Genomic DNA, 16,110 nt, shown 5'->3' with positions numbered 1-16,110 from the left:
CCGGGCCATGGGCACCGGGACAGAGGGCGGCGGGATCACCGTGCGGCGGGCGCTGGAGCTGCCCGGGCTGCGCGGGGGACTCCCGGAGGTCCTGGCGGGCGAGGACCGGCTGGAGCGGGTCGTGCGCTGGGTGCACGCGGGCGAGGTCCCGCACATCGCCTCGCTCCTCAAGGGCGGCGAACTGCTGCTGACCACCGGGTACGGACTGGGCACGCGCCCGGCCGAGCAGCGGGCGTTCGTGCGAACGCTGGCCGAGCGGGACATCGCCGCGCTGGTGGTGGAGCTGGGCCAGCGCTTCACCCGGCTGCCGGCCGCCCTGGTGGACACCGCGCGGGCGACGGGGCTGCCGCTGGTCCAACTGCACCGCGAGGTGCCGTTCGTGACGGTCACCGAGGAGATCCACACCGAGATCGTCAACGGTCACTACGCGCTGCTCCAGCGGGCGGAGGACGTGCACCGGCGCTGTACGGAGGCGCTGCTCGGCGGGGGCGGGGTGCCGCAACTGCTCTCCATCCTCGCGGACTTCTGCGCCAACCCGGTGTTCCTGGAGACGGCGGACGGCCGCCTGCTGTACGCGGCCGGGCCGGGCCCCGAGGGGACGGACCCCTTGCAGGTGTGGGAGGGGCTGCGCGGTCAGCACCGGGCGGAGCCGCCGCCGTCGGGTGCGCTGCTGGTGGATGTGCCGGGCGGCGGGGCCGGGGCGGGCGGGGTGCGGGCGCGGCTGGTGCTGCTGCCGGTCGGGGCGCCGCTGGCTCCGGTGCACCGGATCGCGGCCGAGCGGGCGGCGGGGACCGTGGCGGTGGTGCTGATGCAGGCCCGGCAGGAGGAGGAGCTGGCAGCACGTGGCCGGGGCGACTTCCTGACCGATCTCGCCGAGGGCCGGGTGCGGGCCGGGGACGCTCCGGCGCAGGCCCGTGTGCTGGGGTTCCGGCCGGGTGACGGTCCGCTGCTGCCGGTGGTGATGCGGGTGGGGGACGCGCTGTCCCCGGCGGGGGGCTGGGCGGTGCTGGCGCGGGCGGTCGGGGAGGAACTGGCGTCGGTGGGGGTGCCGGTGCTGCTAGGGGTACGGCCGGTGGAGGGCCGGGTGCCGGTGCTGGTGGGGCTGCGCTCGGCGGGCGACAGGGCTCCGGTCGCGAACCGGGTGGCGGCTGCGCTGCGGGCGGGCGCGGAGCGGGCCGGGATGGTCCGGCCGGGTGCCCGGCCGCCGGTCGTGGTGGTGGGGCTTGCGGGCGGCTGGGCGGCGGCCTCGGCGGGGCTGCGGCACGCGGCGGAGACGGCGACGGCCGCGCAGGGCCTGACCGACCAGCCCTGGTACGACGCCCGCCGCCTCGACACCGACCTGCTGCTGTGGCGGCTGCGCGACCACCCGGACCTGGCGGCGTTCGTGGACCGGGCGCTCGGCCCGCTGCGCGCACACGACCGCCGCGCCAAGCCGCCGCTGCTCCCCACCCTGGAAACCTACCTCGCCCACGCGGGCCGCAAGGCGGAGACCGCCCGCGAACTCCACCTCAACCGCCAGACCCTCTACAACCGCCTGGCCCGCATAGGCGAGTTGCTGAACACCGACCTCGACGACCCGCAGACGGTACTGGCATTGAGCCTGGCATTGCGCGCCCGGCGGCACGTCGACTAGAGCACCTGAGGCGACTAGAGCAGCGCCAGCGGCTGGGTCAACTCATCGTAGATGCTCAGGACTTGGGCGATCGTCTCGTCCTCGGTCGGCCAGCCGGCCGCCTGTCGGGTGCCGCGCTCGGTGAGCTGTTCGCGGCGTTCGGGATCGGCGAGGAGGCGGGTGACGGTGTCGGCGAGGGCGCGGGGGTCGCCGTAGGGGACGAGTTCGGCGGCGTCGCCGACCAGGTCCGGGATGCCGCCGACCGCGGTGGCGATCAGGGGGACGCGGGCGTGCAGGGCCTCCTGGGCGAGGAGGGGGCGGGACTCCCAGCGGCTGGTGAGCAGGGCGAGGTCGGCGGCCGCGAGCAGGTCGGGGACGTCGTCGCGCACGCCGAGCAGCCGGACGGGCAACTCCTCGTCCGTGATGCGTTGTTGCAGCTCGGGGCGGAGGGGGCCCTCGCCCGCGATCAGGGTCAGCGGCTGCGGGTCGAGGCCGCGCCAGACGCGGGCGGCGTCCAGCAGGACGTCGTAGCCGCGGTGCCGGTCGAGGGAGCCGACGGTGAGGAGCAACGGGCGGTCGGTGGCGCCGAGTTCGGCGCGGAGCTTGGCCGAGGGCCGGTCCGGGTCCTCCGACGCGGCGGGCCGGGGGCGGCCGGGCAGGGCCATCGCGCCGAGCCGGGCGTCGCGCGCGCCGGTGCGGCGGGCCCGGTCGACCAGGGCGGAACTGGTGCCGAGGACCACGGCGGCCGTCCGCGCCACGCGCCGCTCCAGCAGCCGCAGCAGACGCGCCCGCGCGCCCTCGGCGTGCGCCCGGTCGTGCCAGGTGACGACCAGCGGGGTGGTGCGTCCGCCGAGGGCCAGCGCGGCGCGGAAGGAGGCGTGCAGCCCGTGCGCGTGCACCAGGTCGGCGTCCGCGCAGGCCGCCCGGAGCCGGCCCACGGCCGCCGGGTCGCTGCTGCGGGGCACGGACACATGGTCGGCGCCGGTGCCCCGGAAGTCGTAGGCGTGGTCGGCCTCCACCGGGGCGCACACGGTGACCCGCACGCCCCGCGCGACCAGTCCCTCGGCCAGTGAGCGCACATGGGCGCTGCTCCCGGCGTTGCCGCCGCCGAGCACCTGCACGGTGCGCAGCGAGGACCGGCCGTGCGGGGCGTTGCTGCTCACGGGGCTCACGAAGGCCGGGGCTCCTGATTCGGGGCGGGGAGGGGCGGGGCATGAGGGACTGGGGGACGTACAGAAGGTAGCGAACGGCGAAACGGCGGAAGCGGGGTACGGCGGGCCGCGCGGGGCCGCCGCCCGGAGGCGGCACACCGTCAAGCATGCCAGTACGTACGGCTGTTCCGGGAAATACCGGCGGACCCGGGAGGCCGCGCGCGGTGGCAATGCGCCGGCGCATCTCACCCGTACGAGTGAGAGCGGCCGTCGGCCCGGCGGAGCCGCGCCGGGCGCGTACCGCGAGGTCAGCGGCTCACAGGGCCCGCGCCCAGGCGGTGACCCGGTCCCCGCACACGGTGGCGGCGACCACGGCGGCGGCGTGGACGAGGAGGCCCGCGCGCCGGTTGGCCAGCGCGACGGCGGTGCCGAGCGCCGCGCCCAGGGCGTGCGCTCCGGTGTCGCCGAGCATGGCCCGCTCCCCCAGGTCCTCCGGGAGCACGGCTGCGGCCCCGCCCGCCGCGACGGCGGCCAGCGCGCCGCCCGGTCCGCTCCGGGCGAGGCCGGGCAGCGCGAGCGCGAGCACGGCGCCCGCCGCGCGGCCGGGGCGTACGTCGAGCAGGTTGGCGGTGTGCGCGGCGCCCGCGATGACGACGCCCGCGAGCAGCCGGTCGAGCGGCCGCTCCTTCAGCAGGGTCCCGGCGGCCAGCGCGGCGGCGGAGATGCCGAGCAACTTGACCGCGCCGGAGGTGACTTCGCCCGTACGCAGGGCGCCGAGGTGGGCGCGGAAGCCCCGGCGGGGGTCGTCGGCACCGGCGATGTCGTCGTACGCCCCGCAGGCCCCGGCGGCGAGTACGGCGAGCCCGGCCGCCGGGTGGACCCGGGCGGCGGCGAGCGCGGTGGCGGCGGCGCTCGCGGGCCCGGCGTACAGCTCGACGGTGCGCCCGGCGTGGTTCTTCCGCTCCCAGCGGGCCCGGCCGCCCGGCGCGCGGTCCCGGAGCGCCGCCGTCAGCCCCCGGGTGAGCAGGGCGGAGGTGAGCAGGGCGGCGGCGCGGCCGGTGCGTATCGTCATCCGCCCAGCCTAGTGACGGGTGGTCTGGTCCTCCGCGCGGGCCGTGGCGAGGAGTTCCTCCGCGTGGGCGCGGGCCGCCTCGGAGTCCTCCTGGCCGGCCAGCATCCGGGACAGCTCGCGGACGCGGTCCTCACCCTCCAGGACCTTCACCCCGGACCGGGTGACCGAGCCGTCGTTGGTCTTCTCCACCAGCAGCTGCCGGTCGGCGAACGCGGCGACCTGCGGCAGGTGGGTGACCACGACGACCTGGGCGGTGCGGGCGAGCTTCGCCAGGCGCCGCCCGATCTCCACGGCCGCCTTGCCGCCGACCCCGGCGTCGACCTCGTCGAAGAGGTACGTCGGCACGGGGTCGGTGCCCGCGAACACCACCTCCACGGCGAGCATCACGCGGGACAGCTCACCGCCGGAGGCGCCCTTGGCGATGGGCCGGGGCGGGGCGCCGGGGTGCGGGGCGAGCAGCAGCTCGACCTCGTCCACGCCGGTGGGCCCGTAGGCGACCCTGCGGCCGCCGGCCTCGACGCCGTCGGGGTCCTCGGTCTGCCGGATGTCGAAGGAGACGCGGGCGTGCGGCATCGCCAGGGAAGCAAGTTCGGCGGTGACGGCGGCGGCGAACCGCTCGGCGGCCTCCGTACGGGCCTTCGTCAACGCCTCGGCGAGCGCGCCCAGTTCGACGCCCAGGGCGTCGCGCTCGGCGGTGAGTTCGCCGATCCGCTCGTCGTCGCCGTCCAGCTCGGTCAGCCGGGCGGCGCCCTGCTCGCCCCAGGCCAGCACGGCGCCGATGTCCTCGCCGTACTTGCGGGTCAGCGCGGTCAGGGCGGCCCGGCGCTCCTCCACGGCGGCCAGCCGCAGCGGGTCGGCGTCCAGGTCGTCGGCGTATCCCGCCAGCTCACCGGCTACGTCCCCGAGGAGGATGCCGATCTCCCCGATCCGGTCGGTGAGCGCGGCCAGCGCCGGGTCGTGGGCGCGGACCGCCTCCAGTGCCCGGTGGGCGCCCGCGACCAGGGTGGCCGCGTCGATGCCCTCCGGGTCCTCGGGGTTGCCCGCGAGGGCGGCGTGCGCGGCGGCGGCCGCGGCGGCCAGCGCCTCGGCGTGCCCGAGCCGGTCCGCCTCCTCGGCGAGTTCGGTGTCCTCCCCGGCGCGCGGCTCGACGGCGGCGATCTCGTCCAGGCCGTAGCGCAGCAGGTCGGCTTCCTGGGCGCGCTCGCGGGCCCGGGTGACGATCTCGTCCAGCTCGACGACGACGGCCCGCAGCCGCCGGTACGCCTCGGTGTACACGGCCAGCGGCCCGGCGACGGCCTCGCCCGCGTACCGGTCCAGGGCCTGCCGCTGCCGGGACAGCTTCAGCAGGCCCTGCTGGTCGGTCTGGCCGTGCACGGCCACCAGTTCGTCGGCCAGCTCGGCGAGCAGCCCCACGGGCACGCTGCGCCCGCCGAGATGCGCGCGGGAGCGGCCCTCGGCGGAGACGGTACGGCTGATCAGCAGGGCGCCGTCGTCCAGCTCGGCCCCGGCCTCCTCGGCGCGTACGACGGCGGGGGAGCCGGCGGCCAGGGCGATCCGCCCCTCCACCACCGCCTTGCCCGCGCCGATCCGCACGAGCGCCGGGTCGGCGCGCCCGCCGAGCAGCAGCCCGAGGCTGGTGACCACCATGGTCTTGCCCGCGCCGGTCTCACCGGTGACCGCGGTGAACCCCGGCGACAGCTCGACCACGGCGTCGTCGATGACCCCGAGCGACCGTATCCGCATCTCCTCCAACACGGAACAGACCTTACGAGGTCCGGGGCGCGCGGCGCACACGGGCCGCCCCTGTCACTCCGCGGAGTGGTCCTGCCGGGCTCCGCGCCAGCCGGTGGTGGGCAGGGCGAACTTCGCCACCAGCCGGTCGGTGAAGGAGGCGTGGTGCAGCCGGGCGAGGCGGACAGGCACCGCGCCGCGCCGGACCTCGACCCGCGCGCCGGGCGGCAGCTCGATGGTGCGGCGGCCGTCGCACCACAGCACGCCCGACGGGACGTGCGGGAGCACCTCGACCGCGAGGACCGAGTCGGGGGAGGTGACCAGCGGCTTGGCGAACAGGGCGTGCGCGCTGATCGGCACCATGAGCAGCGCCTCCACCTCGGGCCACACCACCGGTCCCCCGGCGGAGAACGCGTAGGCGGTGGAGCCGGTGGGTGTGGAGAGCACGATGCCGTCGCAGCCGAACGCGGTGACCGGCCGGCCGTCGATCTCCAGCACCACTTCGAGCATCTTCTCGGCGGACACCTTCTGCACGGCCGCCTCGTTCAGCGCCCAGTCGGTGTGCACGATGTCGCCGTTGCGGTGCACGACCACGTCGATGGTCATGCGCTCCTCGACCTCGTAGGAGCGGGCCACCACCCGGTCGACGACCCGGTCCAGGTCGTCCCGCTCGGCCTCGGCGAGGAAGCCGACGCTGCCGAGGTTGACGCCGAGCATCGGCACCCCGGAGGCGCGGGCGAACTCGGCGCCGCGCAGCAGGGTGCCGTCACCGCCGAGGACGATGAGCAGTTCGCAGCCGTCGAGTGACTGCGGTGTCGCCTCCTTGACGAGTACTACCCCTCCTGGCTCCCCCGGCAGCGGCAGATCGCGCGCCTCCTCCTCCAGCACCCGCACCCCGATGCCGGACCTCAGCAGTCCCTTGACCACGAGTTCCGCGCTGCGGATCGCCGCGGGACGCCCGGTGTGGGCGAGCAGGAAAACAGTACGCGCTCGGTTCTGTGTCAACGCGGCCCCTCCGCCACTGCACGATCGATGTCGGCCGGGTCGATCTCGGGGGCTCCGGCACGCAGCCAGAGAAAGTACTCGACGTTGCCGGACGGGCCCGGCAGCGGACTCGCGGTGACTCCTCGCACCCCGAGACCCAGCTCCCACGCCTTACCGGCCACCCCGCGCACGGCGTCCGCCCGCAGCTGCGGACTCCGTACGACACCCCCACTGCCCAGCCGTTCCTTACCCACCTCGAACTGCGGTTTGACCATCATCACCAGATCGGCGTCCGGCGTCACGCACCGCTTGAGGGCGGGCAGCACCAGACCCAGCGGGATGAAGGACAGATCCCCCACCACCAGGTCCACCGGTTTCCCGTCGATCCCCTCGAGCGTCAACTCGCGTACGTTCGTACGGTCCTTGACGGTGACCCGTTCATCGTTCCGGAGAGACCAGGCGAGTTGTCCGTATCCGACGTCCACGGCGACGACCTGGGCGGCGCCCGCGCGCAGCAGGACGTCGGTGAAGCCGCCGGTGGAGGCGCCCGCGTCCAGGGCGCGCCGCCCCTCGACCACCAGGCCCTCGGGGACGAACGCGGCGAGGGCGCCGGCGAGCTTGTGGCCGCCGCGGGAGACGTAGTCGGGCTCGGTGTCGTCCTTCAGGACCACGATCGCGGCGGCGGTCTCCACCTGGGTGGCCGGCTTGGTCGCCACGGTCTTGCCGACGGTGACCCGTCCGGCGGCGATCAGCTGGCTGGCGTGCTCGCGCGAGCGCGCCAGCTTACGGCGGACCAGTTCCGCGTCCAGACGGCGGCGTGCGACTCCTGCCACGTTCGGTTCAGCTCCTGCTCAGTGCTTCGTGCTCTTGGTACGGGCGGTGCGGCCCTGGGCCTCACCGGGGGGCGGGTGCCGGATGGTCCGGGCGGGTGTCGAGCGCGTCGAGCGCGTCGCGCAGCCCCCGGTGTACATCCTCGTACACGCCGAGGTGTCCGTCGGTGGGCAGGTGGTCGGCGTCGGCCAGCCGGGCCAGGCGGGCGTCGACCCCGGCGTCCCCGGTGGGGGTGCGGGGGACGGCCAGGGGCGCCGGGGCGTCGGGGCTGACGGCCTCGGCCTGGGACGCGGACTCGGGCGCGGACTCGCTCATGCCCAGACGCTACCGCGAACCGCTGGGGTACCGTCGTGCGCGATGGCCACGATCGAGGAGTGCCGTACGGCACTGGAGAAGCTTTCGGACAGCATGAGCGGCGCCGAGGGCGACGTCGGCGCGGCCGCCGCGCTGGACCGCTCGGTGAGCTGCCATGTCACCGACCTGGACGTCACCTTCGCCGGGCGCATGAGAGGCGGCCGGATCGAGGTGGCCGAGACCCTGCCGGGCCCGCCCAGGGAGCGGGCCCAGATCCGGCTGGCCCTGGCCGGGGACGACCTGGTGGCCCTGGTGGACGGCGAGCTGAACTTCGCCACCGCCTGGGGCTCGGGCCGCATCCGGCTGGAGGCGGCCCTGATGGATCTGTTCCGGCTCAGGAAGCTGCTGTGACCTTCGCCGTCCGCGCCTTGCGGGCGGCGGGTACGACCAGCGGGGTCCCGGTCTCGGGGTCGTCGATGACCTGGCAGCGCAGCCCGAAGACCCGCTCGACCAGGTCGGCGGTGACGATCTCCGTCGGCGCGCCCTCGGCGATGACCTCGCCGTCGCGCAGGGCGATGAGGTGGGTGGCGTAGCGCGCGGCGTGGTTGAGGTCGTGCAGGACGGCGACGAGGGTGCGGCCCTGGGTCTCGTGCAGCTCGGCGCACAGGTCGAGGACGTCGATCTGGTGCTGGATGTCGAGGTAGGTGGTCGGCTCGTCCAGGAGCAGCAGCGGGGTCTGCTGGGCGAGGGCCATGGCGATCCAGACGCGCTGGCGCTGGCCGCCGGACAGTTCGTCCACGTACCGCTCGGCGAGTTCGGTGACGCCGGTCTGGGCCATGGACTCGTTCACGACCCGCTCGTCCTCGGCCGACCACTGGCGCAGCAGCCCCTGGTGCGGGTAGCGGCCCCGGCCGACCAGGTCGGCCACGGTGATGCCGTCGGGCGCGATGGAGGACTGCGGGAGCAGACCGAGAGTGCGGGCGACCTTCTTGGCGGGCAGCGACTGGATGGCCTGTCCGTCGAGCAGCACCTGGCCCTCGGCCGGCTTCAGCATCCGGGACAGCGCCCGCAGCAGGGTGGACTTGCCGCAGGCGTTGGGGCCGACGATGACGGTGAAGGAGTTGTCGGGTATCTCCACCGACAGCCGTTCGGCGATGACGCGCTGTTCGTAGGCGAGGGTGACGTTCTCGGCGGACAGGCGGTTCACGGTGCTGGTGCTCCTAGAGGTGTTCGACTTCAGTCCGCTGGCTTCGGCGCTCATACCCGCCCCGCCCGGCGCTCGCTGACCAGCAGCCACAGCAGGTAGGCGCCGCCGACGACGCCGGTGACCACGCCGACGGGCAGCTGGTCGGCGCCGAAGACGCGCTGGCAGATCCAGTCGGCGGTGACCAGCAGGGCGGCGCCCATGCACAGGGACGGCACGAGGTTGGGTCCCGGCGAGCGGGTCAGGCGGCGGGCGAGCTGCGGCGCGGTGAGGGCGACGAAGCCGACGGGGCCCGCGGCGGCGGTGGCGGCGGCGGTGAGCAGTACGGCGCACACCATCAGCACCAGCCGCACCCGGTGCACCCGCACCCCGAGGGCGTGGGCCACGTCGTCGCCCATCTCCAGCATCCTGAGGCCCCGCCCGTTGACGAGGACCAGCGGGACGAGGACCGCGCACAGGATCAGCAGGGGCCAGACCTGGGTCCAGTCCCGGCCGCTGAGGGAACCGGTCATCCACACCACCGCGCGGGCGGCGTCGACCATGTCGGCCTTGGTGATCAGGTAGCCGTTGACGGCGGTGAGGACGGCGGAGACGCCGATGCCGACCAGGACCAGCCGGTATCCGTGCACGCCCTGCTTCCAGGCGAGCAGGTAGATGCCGATGCCGGTGACCAGGCCGCCGACGAGCGCGCCGACGGTCACGGCGGTGGCGCTGCCGGAGAACAGCACGATCATCACCAGGGCGCCCGCGGTCGAGCCCTGGGAGAGGCCGAGCACATCGGGGCTGCCGAGCGGGTTGCGCGAGATCGACTGGAACAGCGCCCCGCCGAGCCCCAGCGACGCGCCGACCAGCAGCCCGACCAGCAGCCGGGGCAGCCGCAGCTCGTTGACGATGAAGTCCTGGTACGGGTTGCCGTCGCCGACGAGGGTCCGCAGCACGTCGGTCGCGGGTATGTGGGCGTCGCCGGTGCCGATCAGCGCCACGCCCGCGGCGAGCACGGCGAGAAGCAGGAGGACGACGACGATGAGGGAACGGAGGTCCAGGCGCAGCGAGAGCCCGCCGGGGGTGCGTACCGCACGGCTCCGGGAGAGTGTCTTCACAGCTGGGCCGTCCTCCGCCGTCGTACGAGAAAGATGAAGACCGGGCCGCCGATGAGCGCGGTGATGATGCCGACCTGGATCTCGGCGGGCCGGGCGACGAGCCGGCCGATGATGTCGGCGCCGAGCAGCAGCACGGGCGACAGCACGGCGGCGTACGGCAGAATCCAGCGCAGGTCGGGCCCGGTGAAAGAGCGCACCACGTGCGGCACCATCAGACCGACGAACATGATCGGGCCGCAGGCGGCGGTCGCGGCGCCGCACAGCACGGTCGCGGCGAGCATGGCCAGCGCGCGGGTGCGGCCCAGGTGGGCGCCGAGCGCGCGGGCGGTGTCGTCGCCCATCTCCATGGCGTTCAGCGGCCGGGCCAGGGCGAGCGAGAGGACCATGCCGGCCACCAGGAACGGCAGCACCTGGACGATGGTCCGGTCGTTCGCGGAGTCCAGCGAGCCGACCGTCCAGAAGCGCATCCGGGACAGCGCCTCGTCGTCCAGGATCATCACGGCCTGGAGGTAGCCGTACAGCGCGGCGGCGATCGCGGTGCCGGCCAGCGCGAGGCGTACCGGGGTGGCGCCCCGGCTGCCGCCGAGGAACCAGACCAGCGCGCCCACGGCGGCCGCACCGGCGAACGCGAACCACACATAGCCGCTCAGCGAGGTCACGCCGAAGAAGGTGATGGCGGTGACGACGGCGGCGGAGGCGCCCGCGTTGATGCCGAGCAGACCGGGGTCGGCCAGCGGGTTGCGGGTGAGCGCCTGGAGCACCGAGCCGGACAGCCCGAACGCGGCCCCGGCCAGCAGACCGAGGACGGTCCGGGAGATCCGGTCCCGCACGACGATGTCGGCGTAGGTGCCGCTGTCGTGGAACAACCCGTGCCAGATCAGGTCCGGCGCCAGCGATTTGGCGCCGACGCCGATACTCGCCATGGCGACGAACGCCAGGAGCACGACGGCCAGGAGCAGCCCGAGGGCACGCACCAGCCGTCGCTTCGGGGGCGCGGGGGCGGTTTCCGCGCGCTGTTCCGGAGGACTCTCGACCAACACGCGGTTAGGTTAGCCTATCCTCCTATTTGATCTCGATCCCGCCGATGCGTGCGAGACCTCAGAGACCCAGCCTGGCCAGCGCCTTTTCCGCGTCCAGCGCGCAGGAGCCGTCACCGGCCGCCGTCCAGGCCGCCGCGCACAGGGCCCGCAGCCCGTCCAGCGCGGACCCCTCGCCCGACAGCTCCAGCTGCTCGGAGCCTGCCGTGGCGGTCCAGCCCCCGCAGCGGAAACCGTCACCCTCCTCGGCCACCTCCGGCTGCCCGGTGAGCAGGCCGCGCAGGTCGGCGTCGACATAGGTCGGCCGGTGCTGCGGCGGCGCGGCGAGCAGCTGGGCGCCGTCGGTGACACCGGTCAGCACCAGCAGCGAGTCGACCTCGCCGTTGTAGGCGCCCTCGATGTCGGTGTCCAGCCGGTCCCCGACCACCAGCGGCCGCTCGGCGCCGGTGCGCAGGATGGTCTCCTTGTGCATCGGGGGCAGCGGCTTGCCCGCCACCTGCGGCTCGGCACCGGTGGCGATCCGTACGACCTCCACGGCCGCGCCGTTGCCCGGTGCGATGCCCCGCCCGCTCGGAATGGTCAGGTCGGTGTTGGACGCGAACCACGGCACCCCGCGCGCCACCGCGTACGACGCCTCCGCGAACCGCCCCCACGCCAGGTCGGGCCCGCCGTACCCCTGCACGACGGCGGCCGGGTCGTCGTCGGCCGACTCCACCGGGGTCAGCCCGCGCTCGCGCAGCGCCACCCGCAGCCCCTCGCCGCCGATCACCAGCACCCGCGCCCCGGCCGGCACCTGCTCGCTGATCAGCCGGGCCACCGCCTGCGCGGAGGTGATCACGTCGTCGGCGCCGGTCGGTATGCCCAGCTCGGTCAGGTGCCCGGCCACGGTGTCCGGGGTGCGCAGCGCGTTGTTGGTGACATACGCGAGGTGCATGCCCTCGGCGCGGGCGTCGGCCAGCGAGTCCACGGCGTGCGCGATGGCCTCGCCACCCGCGTACACCACCCCGTCCAGGTCGAGCAGCGCCGTGTCGTACGCCTCGTGCAGGGGCCGCTCACTGCCCTCGGGGCTCGTCCTGACGCTCCGGCTCATCCGTATCGCTCCTCGTTCGACGCTCTTTCCCCCGATCATCCCGCACCCCGCCCGCACACGTACGATGCCGGGATGAACATCGCAGGTCACTCGGAAGCAATGGCGCCCCGAGGTCTGGAACTCACCCCGTTCCGCGGCCTTCGTTACGACCCCGAACGGGTCGGCAGCCTGGCCTCCGTCACCTCCCCGCCGTACGACGTGGTCGTACGCCCGGACGGCCTGCACCACCTCCAGGACGCCGACCCGTACAACATCGTCCGGCTGATCCTCCCGCAGGCCGACACGCCCGACATCCGCAACGAACAGGCCGCCGACACCCTGCGCCGCTGGCTCGCCGAGGGCATCCTCGCCCCCGACCCGGCCCCCGCCCTGTACGTGTACGAGCAGCTGGACGTGGACGGTCTGGTCCAGCGCGGTGTCATCGGTGCCCTGCGCGTCTCGGAGCCGGAGGAGGGCGTCGTCCTCCCCCACGAGGACGTGATGACGCCGGTGGTCGCCGACCGCGCCGGCCTGATGCGCGCCACCCGCGCCAACCTGGAACCCCTGCTGCTGACCTACCGCGGCGACGGCGCCACCTCCGAGGCCGTCGAGCGCACGGCGAAACTCCCGCCCCTGCTGACGACGACCACCGAGGACGGCGTACGGCACCGGCTCTGGGGCCTCACCGACCCGGCCGAGCTGGCCCTCGTACGGGCGGATCTCGCCCACCACCAGGCCCTCATCGCCGACGGCCACCACCGCTGGGCCACCTACCGCCTGCTGCGCGCGGAGCAGCCCTCCCCCGGCCCGTGGGACCTGGGACTGGTCCTGCTGGTCGACACCGCCCGCTATCCGCTCCGTGTCCGCGCCATCCACCGCCTGCTGCACGGCCTGCCGGTGGCGGACGCCCTCGCCGCCGTGGGCGACCTGTTCCGGGTACGGCGTCTCGCGGTACCGCTGCCCGAGGCGCTGGCGGAGCTCGCCGAAGCGGCCGCCGAGGGCAACGCCTTCCTGCTGGCGGGCGACGGCGCCTTCCACCTGCTGGACCGCCCGGACCCGGCCCTGCTGGCCCGCGCGGTCCCGGCCGGACATCCGGCCGCCTGGCGTTCCCTGGACGCGACGGTCCTGCACACCGCGCTCCTCGACCACGTGTGGCACATCCCCGAGGACTCCCCCGCGCACATCGCGTACATCCACGACACGGCGGCCACGGTCAGCAAGGCGGAACGCGGCGGCGGCACGGCCGTGCTCCTGCACCCGGTACGCGAGGAGGTCGTACGCGAGCTGGCCCGCCAGGGCGTGACGATGCCCCGCAAGTCGACGTCCTTCGGGCCGAAGCCGGCGTCGGGGCTGGTGCTGCGGGTGGTGGACATCTGAGGCGGGCTCCTGCCGGCTCCGGGCATGAAAAAAGGGCGGGACCACTGGGGTCCCGCCCTTCTTTCATGTGCTTTCCATGCGCCGAGGAGCCGAGGATCAGTCCTCGGTGTTCCGCTCGGTAGTGTCCTTGATCTCGACGACCTTGATCTCGACGACCTTGGGCTCGGCGGCCTCGGGCTCATCGGCCTCGGACTCGTCGACCTCAGGCTCGTCGGCCTCGTCGGCCTCGGACTCGTCGTCGGTCGTCGTGTCCTCGTCGACCACGACCGTCACCACGGTCTCGGTCTCGGCGTCGTCCTCGTCCATCGCGTCGACGAACTCGACACCGTCCAGCTCGGCGAGCCGGTCGGAGGCGTCCGTGCTGCCGTCCCGGTCGGCCTCGACGGCCTTGCCGAACCACTCCCGCGCCTCGCTCTCCCGGCCGGCGGCCAGCAGGGCGTCCGCGTAGGCGTAGCGCAGGCGGGCGGTCCAGGGCTGGATGGAGTTGGAGGCCAGCTCCGCGCTCTGGAGCGTCACGATGGCCGCGTCCAGCTGGTCCATGTCACGCCGGGCACCGGCCGCGACGAGCCGCATCTCGACCTGGCCGGCCTTGTCCAGCTTCTGCACCTCGGGGGCACCGGCCATGTCCAGCGTCTTCTCCGGACGCCCGAGCCCACGCTCGCAGTCGGCCATCACGGGCCACAGCTCGGTGTTGCCGGTCATCCGACGCGCGGCACGGAACTCGGCCAGCGCCTCGCTGTACTTCTGGGTGGCGTACGCCGCGAAGCCGGCGGCCTCACGGACAGCGGCCACACGGGACGCCAGACGCAGGGCCACCCTGGAGTAGCCGTAGGCACCCTCAGGGTCCTCGTCGATGAGCCGCGCGACCATCACCAGGTTCCTGGCGACGTCCTCCGCGAGCGTCTTCGGGAGGCTCTGCAGCTCCTGGCGGACGTCCTTGTCGACCTCGTCGCCAGTGACGTCCTCGGGGATCGGCAGCCGCTTGATCGGCTCGCGGTCACGGTCACGCTCGTCGCGGAACCGGCCACCTTCGCGCCGGTCGTCACCGCGCCGGTCGTCCCGGCCACGGAACCCGCCACGCTCACCCGGCCGCGCGCCACGGTCGCCCCGGTCGCCCCGGTCGTCGCGACGGAAGGAGGGACGGTCGCCGCCGCGGCTGTCGTCACGACGGAAGGCCGGGCGGTCGCCGCCACGGCTGTCGTCGCGACGGAAGGGGGGACGGTCGCCGGAGCGGTCGTCGCGGCGGAACCCGCCACGGTCGTCGCCACGGCGGTCATCACGACGGTCGTCGCGGCGGAAGTCGCCACGGCTGTCGTCACGGCGGAAGGCCGGACGGTCACCGGAACGCTCGTCACGGCGGAAGGCCGGGCGGTCGCCGCCACGGCTGTCGTCACGACGGAACGAGGGACGGTCACCACCACGGCTGTCGTCGCGACGGAAGGGGGGACGGTCGCCGGAGCGGTCGTCGCGACGGAAGCCGCCACGGTCGCCACCACGGTTGTCGTCACGGCCCCGGAAGCCGCCACGGTCGTCGCCACGACGGTCGTCGCGGCGGTCGCCGCCACGGCTGTCGTCACGACGGAACGAGGGACGGTCACCACCACGGCTGTCGTCACGACGGAAGGGCGGACGGTCACCGCCACGGCTGTCGTCACGACGGAAGGGCGGACGGTCACCGCCACGGCTGTCGTCACGACGGAAGGGCGGACGGTCGCCGCCACGGCTGTCGTCGCGACGGAAGGGGGGACGGTCGCCGGAGCGGTCGTCGCGGCGGAAGCCGCCACGGTCGCCACCACGGTTGTCGTCACGGCCCCGGAAGCCGCCACGGTCGTCGCCACGACGGTCGTCGCGGCGGAAGTCGCCACGGCTGTCGTCACGACGGAACGAGGGACGGTCTCCACCACGGCTGTCGTCACGACGGAAGGCCGGACGGTCACCGCCACGGCTGTCATCACGACGGGGGGCCGGCCGGTCGCCGGAGCGGTCGTCACGACGGAACCCACCACGGTCGCCACCACGACTGTCGTCACGGCGGAAGTCGCCACGGCTGTCGTCACGACGGAACGAGGGACGGTCTCCACCACGGCTGTCATCACGACGGAAGGGCGGACGGTTACCGGAGCGGTCGTCGCGACGGAAGCCGCCACGGTCGCCACCACGGCTGTCGTCACGGCGGGCGCCACCGCGGTCATCGCCACGGCGGTCGTCGTCGCGACGGAAGGAGGGGCGGTCGCCGGAGCGGTCGTCGCGGCGGAAGCCGCCACGGTCACCGCGGTCGCCACCACGGTCGCCACCTCGGTCGTCACGGCGGAAGGAGGGACGGTCACCACCACGGCGGTCGTCACCACGATCGTTGGACCGGGGCGGGCCACCGCGGTAGCCGCCACGATCACCGCGGTCACCACTGTCCCGTCGCCGCTGATCGCGCTCCGGTCGGTCGTCGGGAGAGTTGGTGGACATCGGGTGACTCCTGTCTTCGGGTACTACAAGCATTGTAAAAACAAAAGGACCCCTGGTCCCAGCTGAACGCTGGGACCAGGGGTCCTCCAAAGATTGTTCGGCGGCGTCCTACTCTCCCACAGGGTCCCCCCTGCAGTACCATCGGCGCTGTGAGGCTTAGCTTCCGGGTTCGATATGTAACCGGGCGT

Annotated in this window: 15 protein-coding genes and 1 rRNA gene; 3 read left to right on the top strand and 13 right to left on the bottom strand. The window is 74.2% G+C overall.

Annotation, left to right across the window (positions count from 1 at the left end; genetic code table 11):
- Positions 1-7: 7 nt before the first annotated feature.
- Positions 8-1,633 carry a PucR family transcriptional regulator gene (locus ACIGA3_RS18825; protein ID WP_399716721.1) on the top strand — a complete coding sequence of 542 codons (1,626 nt, stop codon included), beginning with the start codon at positions 8-10 and terminating at the stop codon, positions 1,631-1,633.
- Positions 1,634-1,647: 14 nt separating this feature from the next.
- On the opposite strand, the gene ACIGA3_RS18820 is transcribed toward ACIGA3_RS18825, so the two are convergent.
- From ACIGA3_RS18820 to ACIGA3_RS18795, 6 genes are all read right to left on the bottom strand, one after another.
- Positions 1,648-2,784: a glycosyltransferase family 4 protein gene (locus tag ACIGA3_RS18820; RefSeq protein ID WP_399716718.1), complete on the bottom strand. Its 1,137-nt coding sequence runs from the start codon at positions 2,782-2,784 to the stop codon at positions 1,648-1,650.
- Between the two features lie 295 nt (positions 2,785-3,079).
- A complete protein-coding gene (locus tag ACIGA3_RS18815; RefSeq protein WP_399716715.1) occupies positions 3,080-3,835 on the bottom strand; it encodes a hypothetical protein in 756 nt (251 codons plus the stop codon).
- Between the two features lie 9 nt (positions 3,836-3,844).
- Entirely contained in the window at positions 3,845-5,578 is a 1,734-nt protein-coding gene (gene recN, locus ACIGA3_RS18810) for a DNA repair protein RecN (RefSeq protein WP_399717577.1), read from the bottom strand.
- A 63-nt stretch (positions 5,579-5,641) separates the two neighbouring features.
- Complete coding sequence (locus ACIGA3_RS18805; protein WP_399716713.1) at positions 5,642-6,571, bottom strand: NAD kinase; 930 nt, start codon at positions 6,569-6,571, stop codon at positions 5,642-5,644.
- Positions 6,568-7,383: a TlyA family RNA methyltransferase gene (locus ACIGA3_RS18800; RefSeq protein ID WP_399716710.1), complete on the bottom strand. Its 816-nt coding sequence runs from the start codon at positions 7,381-7,383 to the stop codon at positions 6,568-6,570. Before ACIGA3_RS18800 ends, ACIGA3_RS18805 begins: the two co-directional genes overlap by 4 nt.
- Before the next feature lie 61 nt (positions 7,384-7,444).
- A complete protein-coding gene (locus tag ACIGA3_RS18795; RefSeq protein WP_399716708.1) occupies positions 7,445-7,696 on the bottom strand; it encodes a hypothetical protein in 252 nt (83 codons plus the stop codon).
- A 42-nt stretch (positions 7,697-7,738) separates the two neighbouring features.
- Here ACIGA3_RS18795 and ACIGA3_RS18790 point away from each other — a divergent pair, with 42 nt between their 5' ends.
- On the top strand, positions 7,739-8,086 hold the full coding sequence (locus tag ACIGA3_RS18790; RefSeq protein ID WP_399716707.1) for a sterol-binding protein: 348 nt from the start codon (positions 7,739-7,741) through the stop codon (positions 8,084-8,086).
- Here the strand turns inward: ACIGA3_RS18790 and ACIGA3_RS18785 are convergent.
- From ACIGA3_RS18785 to ACIGA3_RS18770, 4 genes are read right to left on the bottom strand one after another with little or no spacing between them, the layout of a single operon-like run.
- A complete protein-coding gene (locus tag ACIGA3_RS18785; RefSeq protein WP_399716704.1) occupies positions 8,070-8,936 on the bottom strand; it encodes an ABC transporter ATP-binding protein in 867 nt (288 codons plus the stop codon). The genes ACIGA3_RS18790 and ACIGA3_RS18785 overlap by 17 nt on opposite strands.
- Entirely contained in the window at positions 8,933-9,979 is a 1,047-nt protein-coding gene (locus ACIGA3_RS18780; RefSeq protein WP_399716701.1) for a FecCD family ABC transporter permease, read from the bottom strand. Before ACIGA3_RS18780 ends, ACIGA3_RS18785 begins: the two co-directional genes overlap by 4 nt.
- The gene (locus ACIGA3_RS18775) at positions 9,976-11,019 is read right to left on the bottom strand and encodes a FecCD family ABC transporter permease (protein WP_399716699.1); all 1,044 of its coding nucleotides are present in this window, start codon (positions 11,017-11,019) and stop codon (positions 9,976-9,978) included. Before ACIGA3_RS18775 ends, ACIGA3_RS18780 begins: the two co-directional genes overlap by 4 nt.
- A 58-nt stretch (positions 11,020-11,077) precedes the next feature.
- Positions 11,078-12,106 carry an HAD hydrolase-like protein gene (locus ACIGA3_RS18770; RefSeq protein ID WP_399716697.1) on the bottom strand — a complete coding sequence of 343 codons (1,029 nt, stop codon included), beginning with the start codon at positions 12,104-12,106 and terminating at the stop codon, positions 11,078-11,080.
- A 72-nt stretch (positions 12,107-12,178) separates the two neighbouring features.
- On the opposite strand from ACIGA3_RS18770, the gene ACIGA3_RS18765 reads away from it, so the two are divergent.
- Complete coding sequence (locus ACIGA3_RS18765; protein ID WP_399716696.1) at positions 12,179-13,462, top strand: DUF1015 family protein; 1,284 nt, start codon at positions 12,179-12,181, stop codon at positions 13,460-13,462.
- Between the two features lie 96 nt (positions 13,463-13,558).
- Here ACIGA3_RS18765 and ACIGA3_RS18760 read toward each other — a convergent pair whose 3' ends face one another.
- The 3 genes from ACIGA3_RS18760 to rrf all read right to left on the bottom strand — a co-directional run.
- Positions 13,559-14,440: a hypothetical protein gene (locus tag ACIGA3_RS18760; RefSeq protein ID WP_399717575.1), complete on the bottom strand. Its 882-nt coding sequence runs from the start codon at positions 14,438-14,440 to the stop codon at positions 13,559-13,561.
- A complete protein-coding gene (locus ACIGA3_RS18755) occupies positions 14,332-15,807 on the bottom strand; it encodes a hypothetical protein (protein ID WP_399717572.1) in 1,476 nt (491 codons plus the stop codon). The genes ACIGA3_RS18760 and ACIGA3_RS18755 overlap by 109 nt, the downstream gene beginning before the upstream one ends.
- Before the next feature lie 210 nt (positions 15,808-16,017).
- Positions 16,018-16,110: ribosomal RNA gene (gene rrf, locus ACIGA3_RS18750) — 5S ribosomal RNA — on the bottom strand; the annotation flags it as partial.

Source organism: Streptomyces sp. NPDC085596, assembly GCF_044541565.1.
Classification (GTDB): Bacteria; Actinomycetota; Actinomycetes; order Streptomycetales; family Streptomycetaceae; genus Streptomyces.
Note: the sequence above shows the minus strand (reverse complement) of the source record. Positions and strands in the feature narration are given on the sequence as shown.

Bases quoted from the DNA above. Each gene is read 5' to 3' on its own strand.
- ACIGA3_RS18825 (WP_399716721.1), top strand. From the start codon at position 8: ATGGGCACCGGGACAGAGGGCGGCGGGATCACCGTGCGGCGGGCGCTG.
- ACIGA3_RS18815 (WP_399716715.1), bottom strand. From the start codon at position 3,835: ATGACGATACGCACCGGCCGCGCCGCCGCCCTGCTCACCTCCGCCCTG.
- recN (WP_399717577.1), bottom strand. From the start codon at position 5,578: ATGCGGATACGGTCGCTCGGGGTCATCGACGACGCCGTGGTCGAGCTG.
- ACIGA3_RS18795 (WP_399716708.1), bottom strand. From the start codon at position 7,696: ATGAGCGAGTCCGCGCCCGAGTCCGCGTCCCAGGCCGAGGCCGTCAGC.
- ACIGA3_RS18790 (WP_399716707.1), top strand. From the start codon at position 7,739: ATGGCCACGATCGAGGAGTGCCGTACGGCACTGGAGAAGCTTTCGGAC.
- ACIGA3_RS18785 (WP_399716704.1), bottom strand. From the start codon at position 8,936: ATGAGCGCCGAAGCCAGCGGACTGAAGTCGAACACCTCTAGGAGCACC.
- ACIGA3_RS18770 (WP_399716697.1), bottom strand. From the start codon at position 12,106: ATGAGCCGGAGCGTCAGGACGAGCCCCGAGGGCAGTGAGCGGCCCCTG.
- ACIGA3_RS18765 (WP_399716696.1), top strand. From the start codon at position 12,179: ATGAACATCGCAGGTCACTCGGAAGCAATGGCGCCCCGAGGTCTGGAA.